This window comes from Sphingobium phenoxybenzoativorans, assembly GCF_018286635.1.
In the GTDB taxonomy this organism is placed as follows: domain Bacteria; phylum Pseudomonadota; class Alphaproteobacteria; order Sphingomonadales; family Sphingomonadaceae; genus Sphingobium; species Sphingobium phenoxybenzoativorans.
This window is the reverse complement of the sequence record NZ_CP073910.1, coordinates 3,311,811-3,329,601: the sequence shown is the minus strand read 5'-3', so window position 1 is coordinate 3,329,601 and position 17,791 is coordinate 3,311,811. Positions and strand designations below refer to the sequence as shown.

At 59.2% G+C, this 17,791-nt stretch carries 19 protein-coding genes; 10 read left to right on the top strand and 9 right to left on the bottom strand.

The window, feature by feature from the left end; translation table 11 throughout:
• Positions 1 to 22: 22 nt before the first annotated feature.
• The 6 genes from KFK14_RS16495 to KFK14_RS16470 form a co-directional block, all read right to left on the bottom strand.
• Positions 23 to 1,531, bottom strand: coding sequence for a 2-hydroxymuconic semialdehyde dehydrogenase (locus KFK14_RS16495; protein WP_212608414.1), 1,509 nt, complete (start codon positions 1,529 to 1,531; stop codon positions 23 to 25).
• Positions 1,532 to 1,911: 380 nt separating this feature from the next.
• Positions 1,912 to 2,658 (bottom strand): GntR family transcriptional regulator, encoded by a 747-nt coding sequence (locus KFK14_RS16490; protein WP_070154170.1) that lies wholly within the window; start codon positions 2,656 to 2,658, stop codon positions 1,912 to 1,914.
• Between the two features lie 283 nt (positions 2,659 to 2,941).
• Positions 2,942 to 3,841: a fumarylacetoacetate hydrolase family protein gene (locus KFK14_RS16485; RefSeq protein ID WP_212608413.1), complete on the bottom strand. Its 900-nt coding sequence runs from the start codon at positions 3,839 to 3,841 to the stop codon at positions 2,942 to 2,944.
• A complete protein-coding gene (locus KFK14_RS16480) occupies positions 3,838 to 4,038 on the bottom strand; it encodes a 2-hydroxymuconate tautomerase (protein WP_070154166.1) in 201 nt (66 codons plus the stop codon). The genes KFK14_RS16485 and KFK14_RS16480 overlap by 4 nt, the downstream gene beginning before the upstream one ends.
• Positions 4,039 to 4,149: 111 nt before the next feature.
• Entirely contained in the window at positions 4,150 to 4,827 is a 678-nt protein-coding gene (locus KFK14_RS16475) for a glutathione S-transferase family protein (RefSeq protein WP_212608412.1), read from the bottom strand.
• A 273-nt stretch (positions 4,828 to 5,100) separates the two neighbouring features.
• Positions 5,101 to 6,042, bottom strand: coding sequence for a LysR family transcriptional regulator (locus tag KFK14_RS16470; RefSeq protein WP_212608411.1), 942 nt, complete (start codon positions 6,040 to 6,042; stop codon positions 5,101 to 5,103).
• Positions 6,043 to 6,191: 149 nt separating this feature from the next.
• On the opposite strand from KFK14_RS16470, the gene KFK14_RS16465 reads away from it, so the two are divergent.
• The 8 genes from KFK14_RS16465 (at position 6,192) to KFK14_RS16430 (ending at position 13,690) form a co-directional block, all read left to right on the top strand.
• Positions 6,192 to 7,421, top strand: a complete 1,230-nt coding sequence (locus KFK14_RS16465; RefSeq protein WP_212608410.1) for an acyl-CoA dehydrogenase family protein — start codon at positions 6,192 to 6,194, stop codon at positions 7,419 to 7,421.
• Between the two features lie 171 nt (positions 7,422 to 7,592).
• Complete coding sequence (locus KFK14_RS16460; protein ID WP_212608409.1) at positions 7,593 to 9,728, top strand: TonB-dependent receptor; 2,136 nt, start codon at positions 7,593 to 7,595, stop codon at positions 9,726 to 9,728.
• A 23-nt stretch (positions 9,729 to 9,751) separates the two neighbouring features.
• Positions 9,752 to 10,510, top strand: coding sequence for an SDR family NAD(P)-dependent oxidoreductase (locus KFK14_RS16455; protein WP_246525056.1), 759 nt, complete (start codon positions 9,752 to 9,754; stop codon positions 10,508 to 10,510).
• A 14-nt stretch (positions 10,511 to 10,524) separates the two neighbouring features.
• Positions 10,525 to 10,980: an SRPBCC family protein gene (locus tag KFK14_RS16450; RefSeq protein ID WP_212608407.1), complete on the top strand. Its 456-nt coding sequence runs from the start codon at positions 10,525 to 10,527 to the stop codon at positions 10,978 to 10,980.
• Positions 10,981 to 11,011: 31 nt separating this feature from the next.
• The gene (locus tag KFK14_RS16445; protein WP_070154151.1) at positions 11,012 to 11,770 is read left to right on the top strand and encodes an SDR family NAD(P)-dependent oxidoreductase; all 759 of its coding nucleotides are present in this window, start codon (positions 11,012 to 11,014) and stop codon (positions 11,768 to 11,770) included.
• Between the two features lie 64 nt (positions 11,771 to 11,834).
• Positions 11,835 to 12,374, top strand: a complete 540-nt coding sequence (locus KFK14_RS16440; protein WP_212608406.1) for a nuclear transport factor 2 family protein — start codon at positions 11,835 to 11,837, stop codon at positions 12,372 to 12,374.
• 5 nt (positions 12,375 to 12,379) lie between these two features.
• The gene (locus KFK14_RS16435) at positions 12,380 to 13,297 is read left to right on the top strand and encodes a polysaccharide deacetylase family protein (RefSeq protein ID WP_212608405.1); all 918 of its coding nucleotides are present in this window, start codon (positions 12,380 to 12,382) and stop codon (positions 13,295 to 13,297) included.
• 27 nt (positions 13,298 to 13,324) lie between these two features.
• Entirely contained in the window at positions 13,325 to 13,690 is a 366-nt protein-coding gene (locus tag KFK14_RS16430) for a nuclear transport factor 2 family protein (protein ID WP_212608404.1), read from the top strand.
• A gap of 87 nt (positions 13,691 to 13,777) precedes the next feature.
• Here KFK14_RS16430 and KFK14_RS16425 read toward each other — a convergent pair whose 3' ends face one another.
• Together KFK14_RS16425 and KFK14_RS16420 are read right to left on the bottom strand one after the other, a co-directional pair.
• Positions 13,778 to 14,686 (bottom strand): alpha/beta fold hydrolase, encoded by a 909-nt coding sequence (locus tag KFK14_RS16425; protein WP_212608403.1) that lies wholly within the window; start codon positions 14,684 to 14,686, stop codon positions 13,778 to 13,780.
• 19 nt (positions 14,687 to 14,705) lie between these two features.
• Positions 14,706 to 15,554 carry an NAD(P)H-binding protein gene (locus KFK14_RS16420; protein ID WP_212608402.1) on the bottom strand — a complete coding sequence of 283 codons (849 nt, stop codon included), beginning with the start codon at positions 15,552 to 15,554 and terminating at the stop codon, positions 14,706 to 14,708.
• Between the two features lie 126 nt (positions 15,555 to 15,680).
• Between KFK14_RS16420 and KFK14_RS16415 the strand changes: the two genes are divergently transcribed.
• Positions 15,681 to 16,076 (top strand): winged helix-turn-helix transcriptional regulator, encoded by a 396-nt coding sequence (locus KFK14_RS16415; protein ID WP_212608401.1) that lies wholly within the window; start codon positions 15,681 to 15,683, stop codon positions 16,074 to 16,076.
• 203 nt (positions 16,077 to 16,279) lie between these two features.
• Entirely contained in the window at positions 16,280 to 16,807 is a 528-nt protein-coding gene (locus KFK14_RS16410) for a VOC family protein (protein ID WP_212608400.1), read from the top strand.
• Positions 16,808 to 16,882: 75 nt separating this feature from the next.
• Here KFK14_RS16410 and KFK14_RS16405 read toward each other — a convergent pair whose 3' ends face one another.
• Positions 16,883 to 17,632: an SDR family NAD(P)-dependent oxidoreductase gene (locus KFK14_RS16405; protein WP_212608399.1), complete on the bottom strand. Its 750-nt coding sequence runs from the start codon at positions 17,630 to 17,632 to the stop codon at positions 16,883 to 16,885.
• Between the last annotated feature and the right edge of the window lie 159 nt (positions 17,633 to 17,791).

The window sequence follows — 17,791 nt, the reverse complement described above, 5'->3', positions numbered from 1 at the left end:
ATCGGCATGCCCGCTCCTTCGATCATAATTTGATGCAGATGTTCGTCGGCTCGGAGTAGAAATTGATGGAATGCTCTCCGCCCTCGCGGCCTACGCCCGACATTTTGGCGCCGCCAAAGGGCGTGCGCAGATCGCGCAGGAACCAGCAATTTACCCAGGATATGCCGACCTCCATCGCCTTGCCCACGCGATGCGCGCGCGAAAGATTTGTGGTCCAGATGGAGGATGCCAGGCCATATTCGCTGTCATTGGCCATGCGAACCGCTTCCTCCTCCGTGTCGAAAGGAATGATCGCGCATGCGGGGCCGAAGATTTCCTCGCGGCATACCCGGGCCTCATGGGGAAGGCCGGTCCAAATGGTTGGTTGGACAAAATAGCCGCCCGCCGCATCGCCCGCCAAATCGGGGATGCCGCCGCCCGTGATGACCGTGGCGCCTTCCTCCACGGCGAGCTGATAATAACCCAGAACTTTGCCCCGATGTTCTTCCGAGATCACCGGGCCGAGAGTGACGCCGGGGTCGTTCGGCAACCCCGGCAGCAATGCTTCGGCTTTCTCCTTCATCCCCGCGACGAAGCGGTCGAGCACGGGACGCTCCACATAAATGCGTTCAGGCGCGAGGCATACCTGGCCGGTATTGAGAAAGGCCGCACGCGCAAGTCCGGCAACGGCCGCATCCATATCGGCGTCCGCAAAGACGATGGCGGCATTTTTGCCGCCAAGTTCAAAGGAGAGCGCTTTCACCGTGGGAGCGGCGGCCTTCATGATCGCCGATCCGGTGCGCGTTTCGCCGGTGAAGGTGATCGCGCGCACGCCGGGATGGCTCGTTAGAAATTCGCCCGCGGAATCCGGGCCGAAGCCGTGGATCACGTTGAACACGCCGTCCGGCATGCCGACTTCCGCCATGACCTCCCCCAGCAGGGTTGTGGTCGATGGCGTTTCCTCAGAGGGCTTCACGATCACCGCATTGCCGCAGGCGAGGGCAGGGGCGACCTTCCACGTCATGAGCAGCAGCGGCAGATTCCAGGGGCTGATGACGCCAACCACGCCCAGCGGCTTGCGCACTGCATAGTTGAGAGCCTTGCCGCCATCGGGCGTATCCATTTCAAAGGTTTCGGTGGACAGGTTGGCAATCGCGTCCGCAAAAACCCGGAAATTTGCCGCGCCTCGCGGAATATCGAGATGGTGGGCCAGATCATGGGGCTTGCCCGTGTCGGCGATCTCAGCTTCCAGAAATTCGTCGAAGCGCTCCTCGATGCGGTCCGCGACCCGCGTCAGCAATGCGCGGCGCTTGGCCAGCGTCATATTGCCCCATTCGCCCTCAACCGCTTTCCGGGCGGCGCGAACGGCTTCATCGACGATGGCGCGATCGGCCTCATAGGCCGTGGCGTGAACGGACCCCGTCGCTGGATCGAAGATATCGAACGGTGTGCCGCCATCGATAAATTTGCCACCGATGAAGTTGCGCAGAATCCGTTTCGGCCGTTCCGCCGCCGTGCTGGCAAGAGCGGTCTGGCTTGCGTGCGCGATCATTCACCTCTCCATCTTGAGTCGTTTATGGATGTATACGTCCTAAAGAATATGGATGCAACCCTGATACCACGAAGATTGCGGGCATAGTGTTTTCTGGCCCATGCGCCGGGGGTGCATATGATGGAAATCGCATGAAAATGGCGATTAATTGATACGCCTAGCCACCACCACCTGGAAATTTCCGATAATTTTGGGAGAGGCTGCACAAAAGGTGTGGACACAAACTGTATCCAGAATATCATGCAGCAATCAGAGGTGGCGCAGAATCTCTGGTGTCTCTCCCTGTGTCAGCCCGGTTTGCCGATGCTGATGCGTTACAGGGCGCTCTACGGCCGGCGGTGCTGCATCACCGCCGGCCTTTTTTTTCACAGTGATGTGGATCAGGCGGCGTTTGCGCCGGCGATGGAGAAGCTGAGGCAGCTCCTGAGGCGCGACGTGTCATATTCCGGCGCAAGGGCGGCCAGCAATTCCAGGGCGGTTCGCGCGAGATGGCGCGCCGCCAGTTCGGCGGCCAGCGATGCGTTACCGTTGGACATGGCCTGGAACATTTCCCGATGTTCCGCTTCGCCGCGCTGCCACCATCCGACAAGATGAGCGCCCTTGTAAGCGGATTGATATCGCTCGCTACGCAATTCCAGTTGTTCAAGCTCATTCGCCAGAACTTCGCCCGCCTCGGCAACGATCAACCGGTGGAGCCTGCGATGCAGTTTCTGCCACTGTTCAAAGACGTCGTGCGCATCCTCGCTCTCAAGCGCGAGAATAACCTCGCGCAATTCGTCGAGCAGCGCAGGCGTCATCCGTTTTGTGGTGATGGCCACGCCCAGCGATTCCAGTGCGAGCCGCTTGATATAGAGCGCTTCGATATCGACGGGATCGAAGCCGACGACGCGGCTGCGGTAATTTGGTTCACCGACGAGCAGGCCGCCCTCCTGCAGCATGCGCATCGCTTCCCGAACGGGCGTGCGGCTGACATTCAGGGTCTTTGCGAGTTCGACTTGCGAGACGATCGTGCCGGGTTTCAGTTGGCCGCTGAGAATGGATTGCTGCAGGGTTTCATAGACCTCAACGGCCGTGCGCCGTCCATCGCTGCGATCGATAGGTTTCAGTACGTCCGCAAGAGAAGCCATAGAGGACCGATAACATCGGATGCAGTTTAATCAATAGGCACGGAGGACGGGAAGGGCGCGCGCCGCCAGCCGCCGGATTCCCAAAGAGGATCGGCCATTCCTGCCCCAGCCCCGCGATGCCGGAAATATTCAGACATGCGGGGGCGGCGCAAAATTGTATTCACATGCGGATAGGCCGGCGGCTTGGTTTTGCCTGGGGAGGAAATCGCCGCTTTTATTTCAGGTCTGCGCGTCTGGTGCTGACCGCCATTCCGCCTGCGGTAATGCGCGGAGTGCGCCCATATTAAGCGATAGGCGTGACCAACTCGCCCAGTGGGCCAACCTGCATGACGATCGTATCTCCGGATTTCAGATATTCGCCTCGGCCATGTCCGGTTCCCGCCGGCGTGCCGGTCGCGATGATGTCGCCTGGATATAGGGTCATGATCGAGCTGATATGCTCAATGATGGCGGCCACGCCGAAAACCATTTCCCGCGTGTTGGAATCCTGTTTCGTCACGCCATTGACGCTAAGCCGCATCTGCAAGTCCTGCGGATCGGGAACGAAACGTGCTGGGACGATATAGGGCCCGAAGGGCGCAAAGCCGTCGAACGCCTTATGCTGCACCCAATCGACGCCAACCGGCGGCCGCTTGTCCAGCCAGTCGCGGGCGGACAGGTCGTTAAAATTCGCGTAGCCGGCAATCACATCAAGGGCGCCGGATGCTGGCACATCCGCGCATTCCTTGCCGATGACGACAGCCAGTTCGGCTTCCCAATCCATCATGCTGGAGCGGCGTGGCACGGCGACGGGCTCGCCCGAAGCGCGGATCGTGTTGTTCGCCGGTTTCAGAAAGCTGTAGGGATAAGTCGGAACCATCGGGATCGGCATTTCGGCGATATGATCGTGAAAATTGGAGCCGATGCACACAATCTTTCCGGGGGCCTGTATCGGGGACAAGAACCGGACGGAGCCTGCAGACAATCCCTCGGAGGAAAATCGCGACAAATTTGCATCCACATATGCGGAGATAATCCGCTCGGACTCACCCCATTTCTGCAATAGCGGCAGGAGGTCGCCCAGCGCCTTGCCTTCGCCGCCCGGCAGAATATCCGCTAGGGGCAGCATATGGCCGGCATGTTCCACCACGGGCGCGCTCTGTCCTTCAATCTGGACAACCGCCAGGCGATACTGGTCCGTCATGCGCTTCCCCCGTCTCTTTCCGCTTTTGTGGTTAGGCCGATTCCCCAGTGTTCCGGCTCAATTTCCGTAACGATCACGCGAACGGACTGCTCTGGAACGCCCAGCGTCCGAATGGCCGCTTCTGCGAGTTCCTTCATGAAGGCCCTCTTTTGTTCAGCCGTGCGCCCACGGATCATCTGCACCGAAATTAGCGGCATCCCTTTTTCCTCTCCGTGACTGCTCAGATGCGGAGTCGTGCATCCTCAATAGCCAATTCGTGGCATCGCGCAATATAGTGGATGCAGTTATGGAATTTTAGATAGCTGCGATCATGCGGGAAGGTGCTGGAACATGTTCGCACGCGCCTGCTCGTCAAACTGCATTTTAAATGCATGGCGTTCGCGCAGGCCATGCACGGCCAAGGCCGCGGGGCGTTGTCCGATCCTGTCGACCAGCCGCATCAGATGGGGGAAATCCTGCCGGGCTTCGACGCCCAGCACCCGGTCGATATTGGCGCACCAGCCCCAGACCGCCATATCGACTATGGTATAGGTGTCACCAACCATCCATTCCCGATCTGCGAGATGATTGTTGAGCACCCCGTAATGGCGGCGCGCTTCAAACACATAGCGTTGGACTCCGTAACTTTTCGGTTCCGGCGCATAATGCTGAAAATGCACGGCCTGCCCGCTATAGGGGCCAAGTCCGGTTGCCACGAACATCAGCCAGGACAGAAGCGTGCCGCGCGCAGCAAAGGATTCCCCCGGAAGGAACTTCCCGTATTTTTCGGCGAGATAAAGCAAGATGGCGTTGCTGTCGAAAATGGTGACGCCTTCATCCACCACAACAGGCAGTTTCCCATTCGGATTAAGGCGCAGAAATTCGGGGCTGAGCTGCTCGCCTTTCAATATGTCCACCGGGATCGCGTCGTAAGGCACCCCGGATTCTTCAAGGAAAAGCGCGACCTTCATCGGATTGGGACCGATGCAATAATAGAAGCTGATCATGCCCAGTCTCCGTCATGCTGATGGTGTTGTGGTTGGTGCAAAGCTGTTCGCGATGCTGTTGAAATGCCGGCTCCGGCCGACCCGATCGATGGTTCCCTCTCAATCCATCCATGGCCTTTGAGATTGCGCATGCCCGATTATGGTTCTGGCGAATGGACAAAGCTCATGGCGCATTGCAGGCGCTTCATCGCGGCAGGATGTTGCGCTTCCAATTGTGGATACAGATTCCTGATGAGGGTATGTTTGTCAAGCTAGGCGGATGCGTCCGGCCATTCAGTGCGCGTCTGCGGAGATTGCTGTTTCCCTGACAAGCTCCTGGCATCTGGCGACCATCATGCCTCTGAGCCAGGCATGCGCGGCATCATGATCGTCACGGATGTGCCACAGCATCTTTATGGCGATCTCCGCAAACTCGTCGGACAGGATGAGGGGGCGGACGTCGGCATCGCAGCATAGCCGCGGAGCCAGGCGGGCTGGGACGATGCCGATCGAATGGGTGCCTGCCACCATGGGCGCGATCGACAGGAAGCTCGGCACGCGCACGCGCGGCGGATGCCGGTTGGACAGGTTCCGGCTGCCGACATCCTCGACGGCCCGTTTGCTGCCCAGAAACTGGGTGGCGACATGTGGATATGCGAGAAGTTCGTCGAGGCCGATCCGGCCTGTCAACGGATGGCCATTGTCCACGATGGCGACGAACCGGTCGGTCATCAGCGTCTTTGTGCGCACTGATCGCGCCGCTTCTCCGCCAATATCGTCGATGAGATCGCCGGTCACGCACAGGTCAACCTTGCCGCTATATACGCTCTCGACAGGCTGATCGATGGCGCTGATGTCAAACTGCACGCCTTTTGCCGTCGCCATCATCTGGTCCATGACCTGCGGGAAAATGATGAACAGTCCAAATTCCGACGTCATCATTGTGAATCGGCGTTCCAGATTTTCAGGCTCAAACGGACCGGGATCGAGGGTCAGCTTTTCCGCCGCCAGCAGCATCTGACGCACCTCTGGCAGAAGCGCGCCGGCGCGCTGCGTCAACTGCATCGACTTTCCCACTCTTACCAGCAAGGGATCGTGCAACTGATCGCGAAGGCGGCCCAGCATGCCGCTCATCGTCGGCTGGGATACGCCAATCTGCCTCGCCGCCACCGTCACATTCCGACTGTGCAACAGGGCGTCGAGGGCGGGTAGCAGATTCAAATCCAGCTCAGCCATGACCTCTCCTGTCGGCCGTGTTGTTTCAGAAGTGTACCCAATTATCGGAAAAGCCGATAGCATCATTTGGTCCGGGCATTTTTCAACGACAGGCGGCGTCTTTACCCTTCGATCCAATCACAATCATAAGGGATGAGGACATGAACCGGATGACCAATCCACCGCAGGCCGATGACTGGCGGAGTATGGAGCCTGCGCCTGATGTGGATGAACTGATCGAGCGGGCCGCTGCTCTGCGCCCCATGCTGTTCGACCGCGCTGCGCAGACGGAGCGGGACCAGTGCGTGTCCAGGGAGGTCACCGCCGAACTGGTTAGAGCAGGACTATACCGGATCTGCCAGCCTCGCCGGTTTGGCGGATACGGGTTGCCGCCTTCGGTCATGTTGCAGGTTGGCTTTGAGCTTGGCCGCGCATGTGGAAGCACCGCCTGGTGCGTCATGATAGGCAATGTGAATGCGTGGATGACGTCCTACTGGCCGATCGAGGCGCAGCAGGAAATCTGGGCGGAGAGCAGCGACGATCTGGTGATTGGAACCTTCGTTCCGACTGGTAACTGTTCACCGGCGCCTGGCGGATATCATGTCAGCGGACGGTGGCCGTTCGGTAGCAATTGCGATCACGCCGCATGGATGTTCGTTGGTGCGGCGCTGCCCGATGCGGACGGGAAGCCAGCGGATGTGGGGTGGTTCATGATCCCGCGCGCCGAACTGGGCATTGATCATGATAGCTGGCGGGTGAGCGGCATGCAGGGCACTGGCAGCAAGACCCTGTTCGCCAACGACCCGCTATTCGTGCCCGATCACAGGATCATCAGATTTTCGGATGTCATGCGCGGGACAACGCCGGGGCCAAAGGAGGCCGGGCTGGACATGTCGATGTTCGCCTTCACGACCTTTGGCGCGCTTGGTCTTGTGGCTCCGCTGCTGGGCATGGCCCAGGGCGCTTTGGACTGGTTTTCCGACACCATGCAGAAAAAGGTGAAAACCAGCCTGAAGCCGGGTGGCGCAGGAACGGCTGCCCAAAGTCCGTTCACCCAGACGCGAATCGGTGAGGCCTCGGCGGCGATAGATTCCGCTCTTTGTCTTTTGTTGGCCGATCTCGCCCCGGTGGAGAAAAAGGTGATGGAGGGGCAGCCGCTGACCGTCACGGAACGGATTCGCATCCGCCGCGATATCGGCTTTGCCGCGGCGCAGTCGGTTCGTGCGGTCAACCTGCTGTTTGAGGGTGCGGGGGCATCTGCTGCGAGTCTGGATGCGCCAATCCAGCGATACTGGCGGGATATAAACGCTGCTGCCCGCCACGCGACGCTGGATGTGCAAACCATATACAGTCTGGTCGGTCAGGACAGGCTCGGCGTTCCGACTACCTCTCCCTTCTGAACGCACTTTGCCGCGCCGATGGCTCCTTATGTCAGGAAATTAATTGGAGGTATAAGTCCCATCTTGACGGATGTGAATCAAAAGAGGATACACTTTTCTCGATGATCCATCGCATGAACCGGATGCAGAGAGTGGATCTGTCAACGAAATATAACTTACCGGAGGGCGAAGATGAACATGAAGGGCACTCGAAAGCTGTGGTTGGCGGGCGCGAGTCTGGCCGCAATCGTTACGCCGGGGACTGCGTTTGCGCAGGCCGGCGAAGAAGGCGCGCAGAGCAGCGGCGGCATTGAGGACATCGTTGTGACCGCGCAGAAGCGCAGCGAAAATCTTCAAAAGACCCCGGCGGCGGTCACGGCGCTCTCGCCGGAAGTCCTGACGCAGGCGGGCGTCACCGACCTTCGTTCGGTGCAGGCGCTCGTTCCAGCAGCGCGGTTCCAGCCGGAAGGCAACACGACGCAGGTCTTCCTGCGCGGCATCGGTTCGAACCTGGACTTTGCAAGCATCGAGCAGTCAGTCTCATTCAACTTCAACGGCATTTACATCCCGCGTGAGGGCACCAGCGCGCCGCTTTACGATCTGGAGCGTATTGAAGCGCTTCCGGGGCCGCAGGGTACACTTTACGGCCGAAGCGCGATTGGCGGCACGGTCAATGTCAGCTTTGCCCGTCCGAAGCATAAGACAGAAATTTCCGGCGTTCTGGAGGCGGGCAATTACAGCCTTCTCCACGGCACAGTGGTCGGCAACGCGCCGCTCACGGATACGCTCGCGATCCGCCTTGCCGTCGATTACATCTATCACAAGGGCTACATGGAAACCGGGTCGGATTCCAAGGATACGATATCGGCCAGGATCGGCCTGCTCTATGAGCCGAACTCCGACGTTTCGATCTATTGGTGGGGTTATACCGCGCACAAATATGGATCGACCCCGAACCTTGTGAACAAGGGGCTGGACCCGAATACCTTCACCTTCAGCGAGAACGCTTTCCTGCGCGATCGCCCTTGGGACGATCTGCGTCCGGGCGCGCTGGCAGGAACCGCGCCGTTCGGCCAGCCGACCCGGTCGGAGCAAAATTATCGCAACTGGGTGACGGGCGCAGAGGTCAACTTCAACCTGAGCGACGATGTGAAGCTGACCTATATTCCCGGCTATTTCTTCCTGCATTCGGAGGTAGAGCCTTATTGGCTGGGCGTCATTCCCGCCTACAAGTTGGACCGGTACAAGGAGATTACGCAGGAACTGCGCCTGAGCGGGAATAGCGGGAAGCTGGACTGGTTGCTCGGTCTCTACGGCTATCGCGTGACCGGGCGTGGACAGGGCAGGGTGCTGATCAATACGCCGCTCGAATTCTTCTCATCCAACGTGCTTTCCAACAAGCTGGAGGGCGCCGCTATCTTCGGCCAGGGCACATATAGCATTTCCGATCCGCTGCGCGTGACCATCGGCGGCCGCCTTGGCACCGACCGGCGCCGGGCGAACGGCATCTCGCTGGAGGATCAGGTTACGCCTTACGCCTTCCGCAATACCTACAAGCGGTTCGACTATAAGGTGGGCGTCGAATTCGACGTGGCGCCGCAGATCATGCTCTATGCGACCTATCAGACCGGTTATCAGCCAGGCACCTATAACGAAACCTTCGCTACGCCAACGCAAACCAATGCGGTTAAGACGGCTACGCTGGATGCCATTAGCGGCGGTTTCAAGGCGCGCTTCTTCGACAACAAGTTGCAGATCAACAATGAGGTGTTCTTCTACACCTACAAAGATCTGTTCATGCAGCAATATGACGCGAGCAAGGCGTATAACCAGATCTTTAACGCCGCCAAGGTCACCATTCCGGGTAATGAACTGGACATAGTGTTCCAGCCGACGCGAGACGACCAGCTCAAGTTGAACGTCAGCTACATCAAGGCGCGCAACAAGGACTTCATCACGCCCGCCGGTGACAATTATAACGGTTTCAGCACGCCCTATGCTGCGGACTGGACGATCAGCGGCGGCTATTATCACGACTTCCATTTCGGCAGCGGCTATCTGCGCGCTCAAGGCGACGCCCGTTATGAAAGCTCCTTCTGGTCCGACTTCGTGCACACGCCCGGCGTTCGCCAGAAAGCCTATGTGAAGGCCAACGCCAACATCACCTATTATGCCGACAATGGCGGGTGGAGCTTTGGCGCGTGGATCAAGAACATCACCAATGAAGCGGTTATCGCGGCGACCGCTGCGGCAGGCATTCCCGGCCCTGCAACCGCCTATCTGGAGGCGCCGCGCACCTATGGTGTCCGTGGAACCTTCAATTTCTAAATGCGGAGACAAATGTGAGTGCAATGCTGAAGGACAAGGCGATATTGGTGACAGGCGCGGGTGGCGGGATAGGGTCCGCCTCCGCCCTGGTGCTGGCGGGGCACGGCGCGCGATTGATACTGACTGATGTGAACAGGGAAGGGGGCGAGGCCGCTTGCGCCGCGGTCAAGGCCCAGGGCGGCGAAGCCTATTTCGTGCCCGCCGACCTTTCCTCCGAACAGGAGATCGCGGGACTGGTTGACGCCACGGTCAAGCAGTTCGGACGCATTGACGGCGCGTTCAATAATGCCGCGGTCGAACAGAGCAATCTGCCGCTGGACGAGATCAGCATGGAAGCATGGGATCGCGTCATCCGCGTCAATCTGACGGCGATATTCGTAAGCCTGAAATATCAGGCGCGGGCAATGTTGAAGCAGGGCGGCGGCTCCATCGTCAATACCGCCTCATCTCTGGCGCAGGTGGGACTGGCCGGGGCGTCGGACTATTGTGCGGCGAAGCATGGCGTCCTGGGCCTGACCCGTGCGGCGGGGGCCGATTATGGCACGCAGGGCGTGCGCGTGAATGCTGTCTTGCCAGGCATTACCCGGACGCCGATGATCCAGCGCCTGAGCGAGGATCCACAATTGTCCGCCACATTTGACCGCTTGCGGCTGAGGCACTCCATGGGACGGTTCGGCGAACCGGGCGAGATCGGCGAGTCCGTGGCCTGGCTGTTGTCCGACCATGCCTCCTTCGTCACGGGCGCGGCCATTGCTGTCGACGGCGGCTATCTATCCATCTGAACGGAGTCACGCACATGTATACCCTGTCCTATACCATTCCCGTAAATCCTGAGGGCATCGAACCCAAGGTCACTCAGGCCCAGGTCTGGCGCGGGCTGGAAATGAAGTGTGAGAATGCCGTGCCGTTCGTCAACGGCATGACTCAATGCGACGTGCTGGAACGCAAGGACAATACGATCCTGCGCGAAATCACCTTCATGGGCGGGCAGAGCAAGGAATTCCTGACGCTGTTCGAACCTGTGAAAGTCCAGTTCGAACGGCTGGATGGCACAGGTTGGATCGACAACACGCTGAGCGAGTCAGAGCAGGGCCTGCTACTGACCTTCACCTTCGGCATCAAATTCCCCGGTATCGAAGAAAATAGCGCTGCGGAAAAAGAGAAGGGGGACAGCATGCGCGGTGCCTATGTCGGCGCTGTGGAGGCTACCCTGAAGCGGGTGCGCCAGATGGTGCAGGACGGCGAACTCTAAAAAACAAGACATAGCAGGAGAGACTATCCGTATGCGGCGGTTTGAAGGAAAGACCTGCGTCGTCACTGGCTCAGGAGGAAGCATCGGCCGCGCAGCCGCGCTGCGCCTCGCCGCCGAGGGCGCGAATGTCGTCGGCTGTGATGTCGTCGCGGCCGGGGCGGAGGAAACGGTGCGCCTGGTCGAGGAAGCGGGCGGCTCAATCATGTCCGTCCACCCATGCAACCTGACCAGCAAGAGCGAATGCGAGCGGCTGGTTGCTGCTGCAGTGGAGCGGTTCGGCGGTATCGACGTGCTCTTTAACAATGGTGCGATGGCCTATTTCGCCTGGATCGAGGAGATGGACGACATCACCTGGAACAAGACGATCAACGAGGAACTTGATCTCGTCTTTCTACTGACCAGGGCGGCGTGGCCCGAACTCATCAAGAGCCAGGGCGCGATCGTCAACACGGCCTCTCTGTCGGCCTGGGCGGGAATCGAATTATTGCCCGGCCTTGCCCATGCCGCAGCGAAGGGCGGCGTGCTGTCCATGACGCGTCAACTCGCGATGGAGGGCCGCAAGCACGGCATCCGCGCAAATTCGGTTTCACCCGGCACGATCGAAACCAACCAGACCCGCTTCATTCTGGAGGACCCGGAATGGTGCAAGGTTCAGCTTGGCCGGGCGATGATGAACCGCATGGGTCAGCCGGAGGAGGTCGCCAGCGTGGTGGCGTTCCTCGCCAGCGATGATGCCTCCTATGTGACTGGAGCGGACATAGCGGTCGATGGCGGCGTGCGCGCCTGGTGACCGGGTTCCGGCAGATACATTCTGACGCCTAGCCTGTGACAAAATGACAAGAAGGAGAGTTCGAGTGACCAATGAGGAAAAACTGCTCGAACTGTGGGAGGACAAGCAGGTCGCGAAGGTCCTCCTTCGCTTCGGCCGCGCGCTCGATACCGGCAATTGGCCGGCATACCGGTCCTGCTTCACGAACCCGGTCAATATCGATTTCAAAAGGCTGACCGGGATGGACGAGGTTAGCGTTGAAGCCGACCTGTGGACCAAATTCGCCGAGCAGATATTGACGCCGGTACGCCGTCATCATGTCTATACCAATTGGGACATCACGGTGGATGGCGACAAGGCGCATGCGCTTGTCTACATGACCGCCCGCCACTGGAAGGGTACGGACCGGGGATCATCGGACAATACGCAATATGGCTGGTATGATTTCTGGCTCGAACGGTCCGGGGACGGCTGGCTTATCAATCGCGTGAAGCATGATTTCCAATGGGTGTCGGGCAATGACTCCCTGCTGGATGTGCATGAGCCTGAACTGATGAAAACCATGCAGCAGATTTTCTGCGAGGAGAATTTCAACGCCGCCAAGGCTTTGCTGGGCGCGTTATGACGGTGATGGCGGAAGTTGGGGGCCTGACCCAGACGCCCCGCTATCCTTATTGCCCGATCACCCGCGACCGGCGCTTTGCCTTGCCGGGCGGGGCGCGGGTGGCGACGGTCATCTACCTCAATATCGAACATTTCCCGATAGACGTGCCAGCGCCTGCCCATGCGGTCTATCCCGGCACGCAGCATCTGGTGCCCGATATCCTGAACTATGGATGGCGGGATTATGGGAATCGGGTCGGTATCTGGCGGCTGATGGACCTGCTGACTTCTCTGGGTTTGCGGGCGAGCGTCAACCTTCATGCCGATGTCTGCCGCGAATATCCGGAACTTGTCCGGGCGGGACAGGCGCTGGGGTGGGAGTGGATCGCGCAGGGGCATACGGCCGCGAATATCCTGGGAGCCATGGGGGAAGATGAAGCCCGCGCTGTCATTGAAAGCTCTGTCGCCGCCATTGAGAAGGCTACGGGTATACGGCCGAAGGGCTGGCTAAGCTCTCATCTCTCCGAAACATGGTCGACGCCGGACTTTTTGGCCGAGGCGGGAATAGAATATGTGTGCGATTATGCCTGCGACGATCAGCCGTTCGCCATGCGGGTCCGGCAGGGCAGCCTTTTGTCCATGCCTTACACGTTGGAGTTGAATGATGTGCCGGGTGTTCTCGGCAAGGGGCTGACTGCGAGCGACTTCGCCGATGTCATCATCGATCAGTTCGATGAACTTTACCGGGAAGGTGCGGACATCCCTCGTGTCATGCCCATCTCCCTTCACCCCTTTATTTCAGGACATGCGTTCAGGGCGCGTCATTTGCGCCGCGCGCTGGAGCATGTCGTTGGGCATGAGCAGGTTTGGCTCGGCACCTGCGGCGAACTGAACCAATGGTATAGGCAGACATGCGGTACAGAACCATTTGAGGCGTTGCGTTAAACGGGAACCACAAAAAGGGAGAGGGTCATGCAGGATCATTGGGTGCTTGAGCGTTTCCGGGCGGTAGACCGGAAGGACATTGACGGTTTCCTCAACATGCTGACCGACGATCATAAATTTGTCTTTGGCGGCCGGCCGCCGGTGATCGGCAAGGCCGATGCGCGCGAACAGGTGCTGTTGTTCTGGTCCATGATCGGCAGGCTGAAGCATAATATCTGGCGGGTCACTGAAGCGGGCGACATGGTCTTTGTAGAAGCCAATGTCGATTATGAGCGTTCCGACGGGAAATGGGTGATGGTGCCATGCTGCGATGTGATCCGCATCCGTGGCGACAAGATCTGCGAACAATATGCCTATCTGGATCAAAGCCCCGTCTGGGCGGAGGCGGCATGATCAGATGCCGCGCTGGCCGAGGCATGCGGCGCATTCCCGCCAAGGGTTTCAGCGCGCGCATGCCTGCTATTTTTGACAGCCAGCCGTTTAATCCTTGAAGAAGCGGTTCAGGCGATCCGCAACCCAGACTGGATTGTCGAGGGAGAAGGTGTGCCCTGACGCCGGTACGATGTCGGTCTGTATGTTGGCCGCAACTTTTTCGACGCAGGCCAAGGTCTGGGCCTGAGGAATGCCGCGTTCTCCGCTCAGCACAAGAACGGGCATGGCGAGTTTGGCAGTGAATGCGGCGCGGTTCTCCTGCCCATCGGAGACCATCGTTGCATAATGTTTGAACCCTTGGCGCATGCCGCCCGGCGCGACATAGTGAGGGAGGAACAAACTCATCGCAGTTTCGGCCGCGTCCGGCGATGCGGACATCATCGACATTGTCGGCAAAAGATAGCCGCTTTCCTTCCCTTCCGTCAGAAAAGCGGCAAGGTCCGCCTGGGCATGGAAACCGAAATGCCAATAGCCGCCGGTGGCGGGATTCATCAGTTCTTCCAGACCAAAGCCCGGTATCAGGGATTCGGCCAGAACAAGATGGTCGATTTCTTCGGGATGCCGGGATGCATAGGCATAAGCGACCATCGTGCCGATATCCGTGCCGACAAGGTTGATCGTGGCAAAGCCCAAAGACTGGACGATCGCGCGGATATCTTCCGCAACACTGACTTTTGAGAAGCCGTCTTCAGCATGAGCGGAATAGCCCAGTCCGCGCAGATCGGGGGCGATAACGGTAAAGCCCGCATCGGCGATCAAAGGCATGAGTTGGCGCCACAGCGCCCAGGTGTAGGGCCATCCATGTACGAGCACGACGGCAGGACCAGCGCCTCCCGACACATAATGTATGCGCGTACCGTTCACGTCCGCAAAATAATGGCGAAAACCGTCAAGGCCATCTACGGGACTGTCATTCGCCGGCGCGGGTTGTGGCGGCGATATGGTGGGGATTTGCATAAGGTCTCCTGTTGGGGGATCAGAAAGCGCCAGCGATGGCCGCGGCTAAAGGCGTGGGAGATTTGCCCGACAGTTTTTCGATATCGCCAGTTACGATGTCATAGGCGCCATCGACAAAGCTGTGCTGCATGCTGACCACGGCATCGATAATGAAGCCGGGGACACCGGCGCTCTCCATGCCACCGCGAAGCATATCCTCCGGCATCGCCATGAAGGCCAGAGGCTTGCCGGCTGCGGCAGCGAGAATTTCCACACGTTCCGCACCGGTCAGCGCGACAGGGCCGGTAAGATTGTAGATCGCGCCCGAATGCCCTTCACTCGTCAGCGCTCCGGCGATGGCTGCGCCGACATCGTTTCGAGACACATAAGACACGCGATTTTCCGCCAGTCCCGCCAGCATTCCCATGCCCAGGCCCATCCGGGCTTCCTCGACCAGCGTCTCCGAAAAGAAATTCATCCGCAGGATCGTCCATTTGTTCCTGGCCTGCCGGATCAAATGCTGCTCGGCGATCCAATATGCCGCGCCGATCGCAGGTTCGGATTTCTCGCGCGTGCCTGCGGCAGACAGCAGGAATATGTGACCGACATCAGCCGCGATGGCGGCATCGATGGCTGCAACGATCTGACGCGCCCGCACGCCCGGCATCAGGTCAGGCCCAGGAATGAGGATGAGGCGGTCAAGCCCGGCATAGGCGCTGACAAGGCTCTGGGGGGCGTCCTGGTCGCCGCTGCGCGGCTCGGCAGGGGAGGGTACAGCATCCGGCGTACGTGAAATGCCGACTATGGACGCTTCGCCCGCACGGGACGCCAGTTCGGCAATCACCACTTTGCCCAACTGGCCGCTAGCGCCGCTCACACCGATTTTCATGCTGGATACTCCAAGACAGTTGACACGAACATTTTGTGCGTGCGGATATGCTTGGCAGAAAGTGGATGCACAAGAACGCACAAATTTGTTCGTTTGCGGATCGCCAGATTGGATCGGGAAAATGGAATGAAAAATCCGGAAACTTTAGGAATAACGGGCGAAGATGCGGAGGATCCCGGCAGGGAATGCATGGCGCTGGCGCAGGTCATTGACCGCATCGGCGACAAATGGACTGTGATGGTCGTTGGACATCTTTCATCCGGCGCGATGCGTTTCAATGCGATCCAGCGCGCGATTCCGGGTATTTCCCACCGGATGCTGACGCTGACCTTGCGGGGGCTGCAGCGCGACGGGTTGGTGGATCGACGGTCTTTTGGCACCGTGCCTCCACGGGTGGAATATAGGCTTACGGCTCTGGGCCAATCCCTCTGCGCGCCGCTCACCGCTCTTGCGGCGTGGGCCAGCGACCACCGGCGCGACGTGGAGACGGCACGCCACAGATATGATGCAGGGGATTCCTGACGTATCTCGCGGAATATGGGCGTTTGGTCCGGCATACTCCTCCTCCTCCTCCTGGCGACCCGTTTTTCTTTAGGGCGGTCATCGTCACGGCTGACATTCCCCGCGTTGCCGCGTTATGTATACGATTGTTGACTTGTTGTGGCAAGGCTGACATCTGAACACATTGTTGGGGGGAGGCCCCTGCTCCGCAGAAAAGGTGCGACATGACAAACGTGGTGCGTGGAGTGGATCATATCGGCCTGACGGTGCCGGAGATCGGGCCTGCCGAAAGCTTCCTGATGGAGGGGATGGGCGCGCAGTTCATGTATGAATTGCTGGGGGCCGGAATGCCCCCGCTTAAGGGGCCGGAAGTGGAAAAGCTGGTTGGCATACCCGAAGGCGCGGAGATCAATGTGGCGCGCATGTATAAGCTGCCCACGGGACCCGCGATTGAGCTGTTCCAATATACATTGAAGGATCAGCGCCCGGCATTGAGGGTGTGCGATGTCGGCTGGCAGCATGTGGCGTTATATGTCGATGATATCGACGCCGCCGCTGCGAAGATGGTGGCCGCTGGCGGCCGGCAAATGGCCCAGCCGTGGGACATGATTGGCCCGGAGAGCGGCGATGGCAACCGCTTCTGCTTTATCATGGCGCCGTTTGGCGCGATGATCGAACTCGTGACCTATCCAGAGGGGCAACTCTATAACAAGACAACGGCGCTCCGGCGGTGGAAGCCCGAACGGCAGTGAACCCAGGCCGCGTTTCAGCGCTGTAGGTTGCCGCCCCGCCAGCAGCTTTGCAGGCGGGGCTAATTTCAACGAGCGTCAGGAAATCTTGTAAGCCCCGCCGTCGACAACAACAGACTGGCCGGTGATGAACGCCGCGTCATCGCTAGTCAGGAACGCTACTGGTCCGGCCAGGTCGTCCGGCACGGATATCCGTTTGATCGCTTGGGTTTGCGCCAGCATTTCCTTGTTTTCCGCAGACATGAAGGCAGTCCCGGGCGTTTCCGTAGGGGCGGGCAATACGGCATTCACGGTTATGCCGTCGACGCCCAATTCGTTGGCCAGTCCGCGTACAAACCCCAGCACCGCCATCTTGCTCGCCATATAATGGCTCATGCCGGGGATTGCGTAACCGATGGAGTTGGACGAGATGTTGACGAAGCGCCCCCATTTTTCGCGGCGCATGAGCGGCGCAAAGGCCTTGGCCGAATAGAAATGCGCATCGATGTTCACGGCAAAGGTTTTCCGCCAGAGCTTATCGTCCAACTCGTCCAGCGGGCACATGGGATAGATGCCAGCATTGTTGACGACGATATCGCCCCTTCCGAACATTTCGTCGGCGGTTTTGGCAAGCTGCTGCCATGCATCCGGTGATGTAATATCTGCGGTGACGCTCGTATTTTTGGCGCCCGTTTCCTTTTCGATCATCTCACTGGTTTCGGTCGAATCCAGCATATCGACCAGAATGAGCTTGGCGCCACGGCGGGCCAAGGTGACGGCGATGGCCTGGCCGATCCCGCGCGCCGCGCCAGTGACGATCGCCACCCGCCCGGAATGTGTCTTTTCCATGTTTCAATCCTCTCCAATCCACGGTGCCTAAAACTGAATCCAAATGCCGCAGAACGCCTGTCCGCGCACAGCTCTGTGCCGGGTCCTTCAGGATGCGGTGGTGCTCGATAAGCAAAAAGATCATGCGGCTTAGCCGTATCCACTTGCATACACTATTGA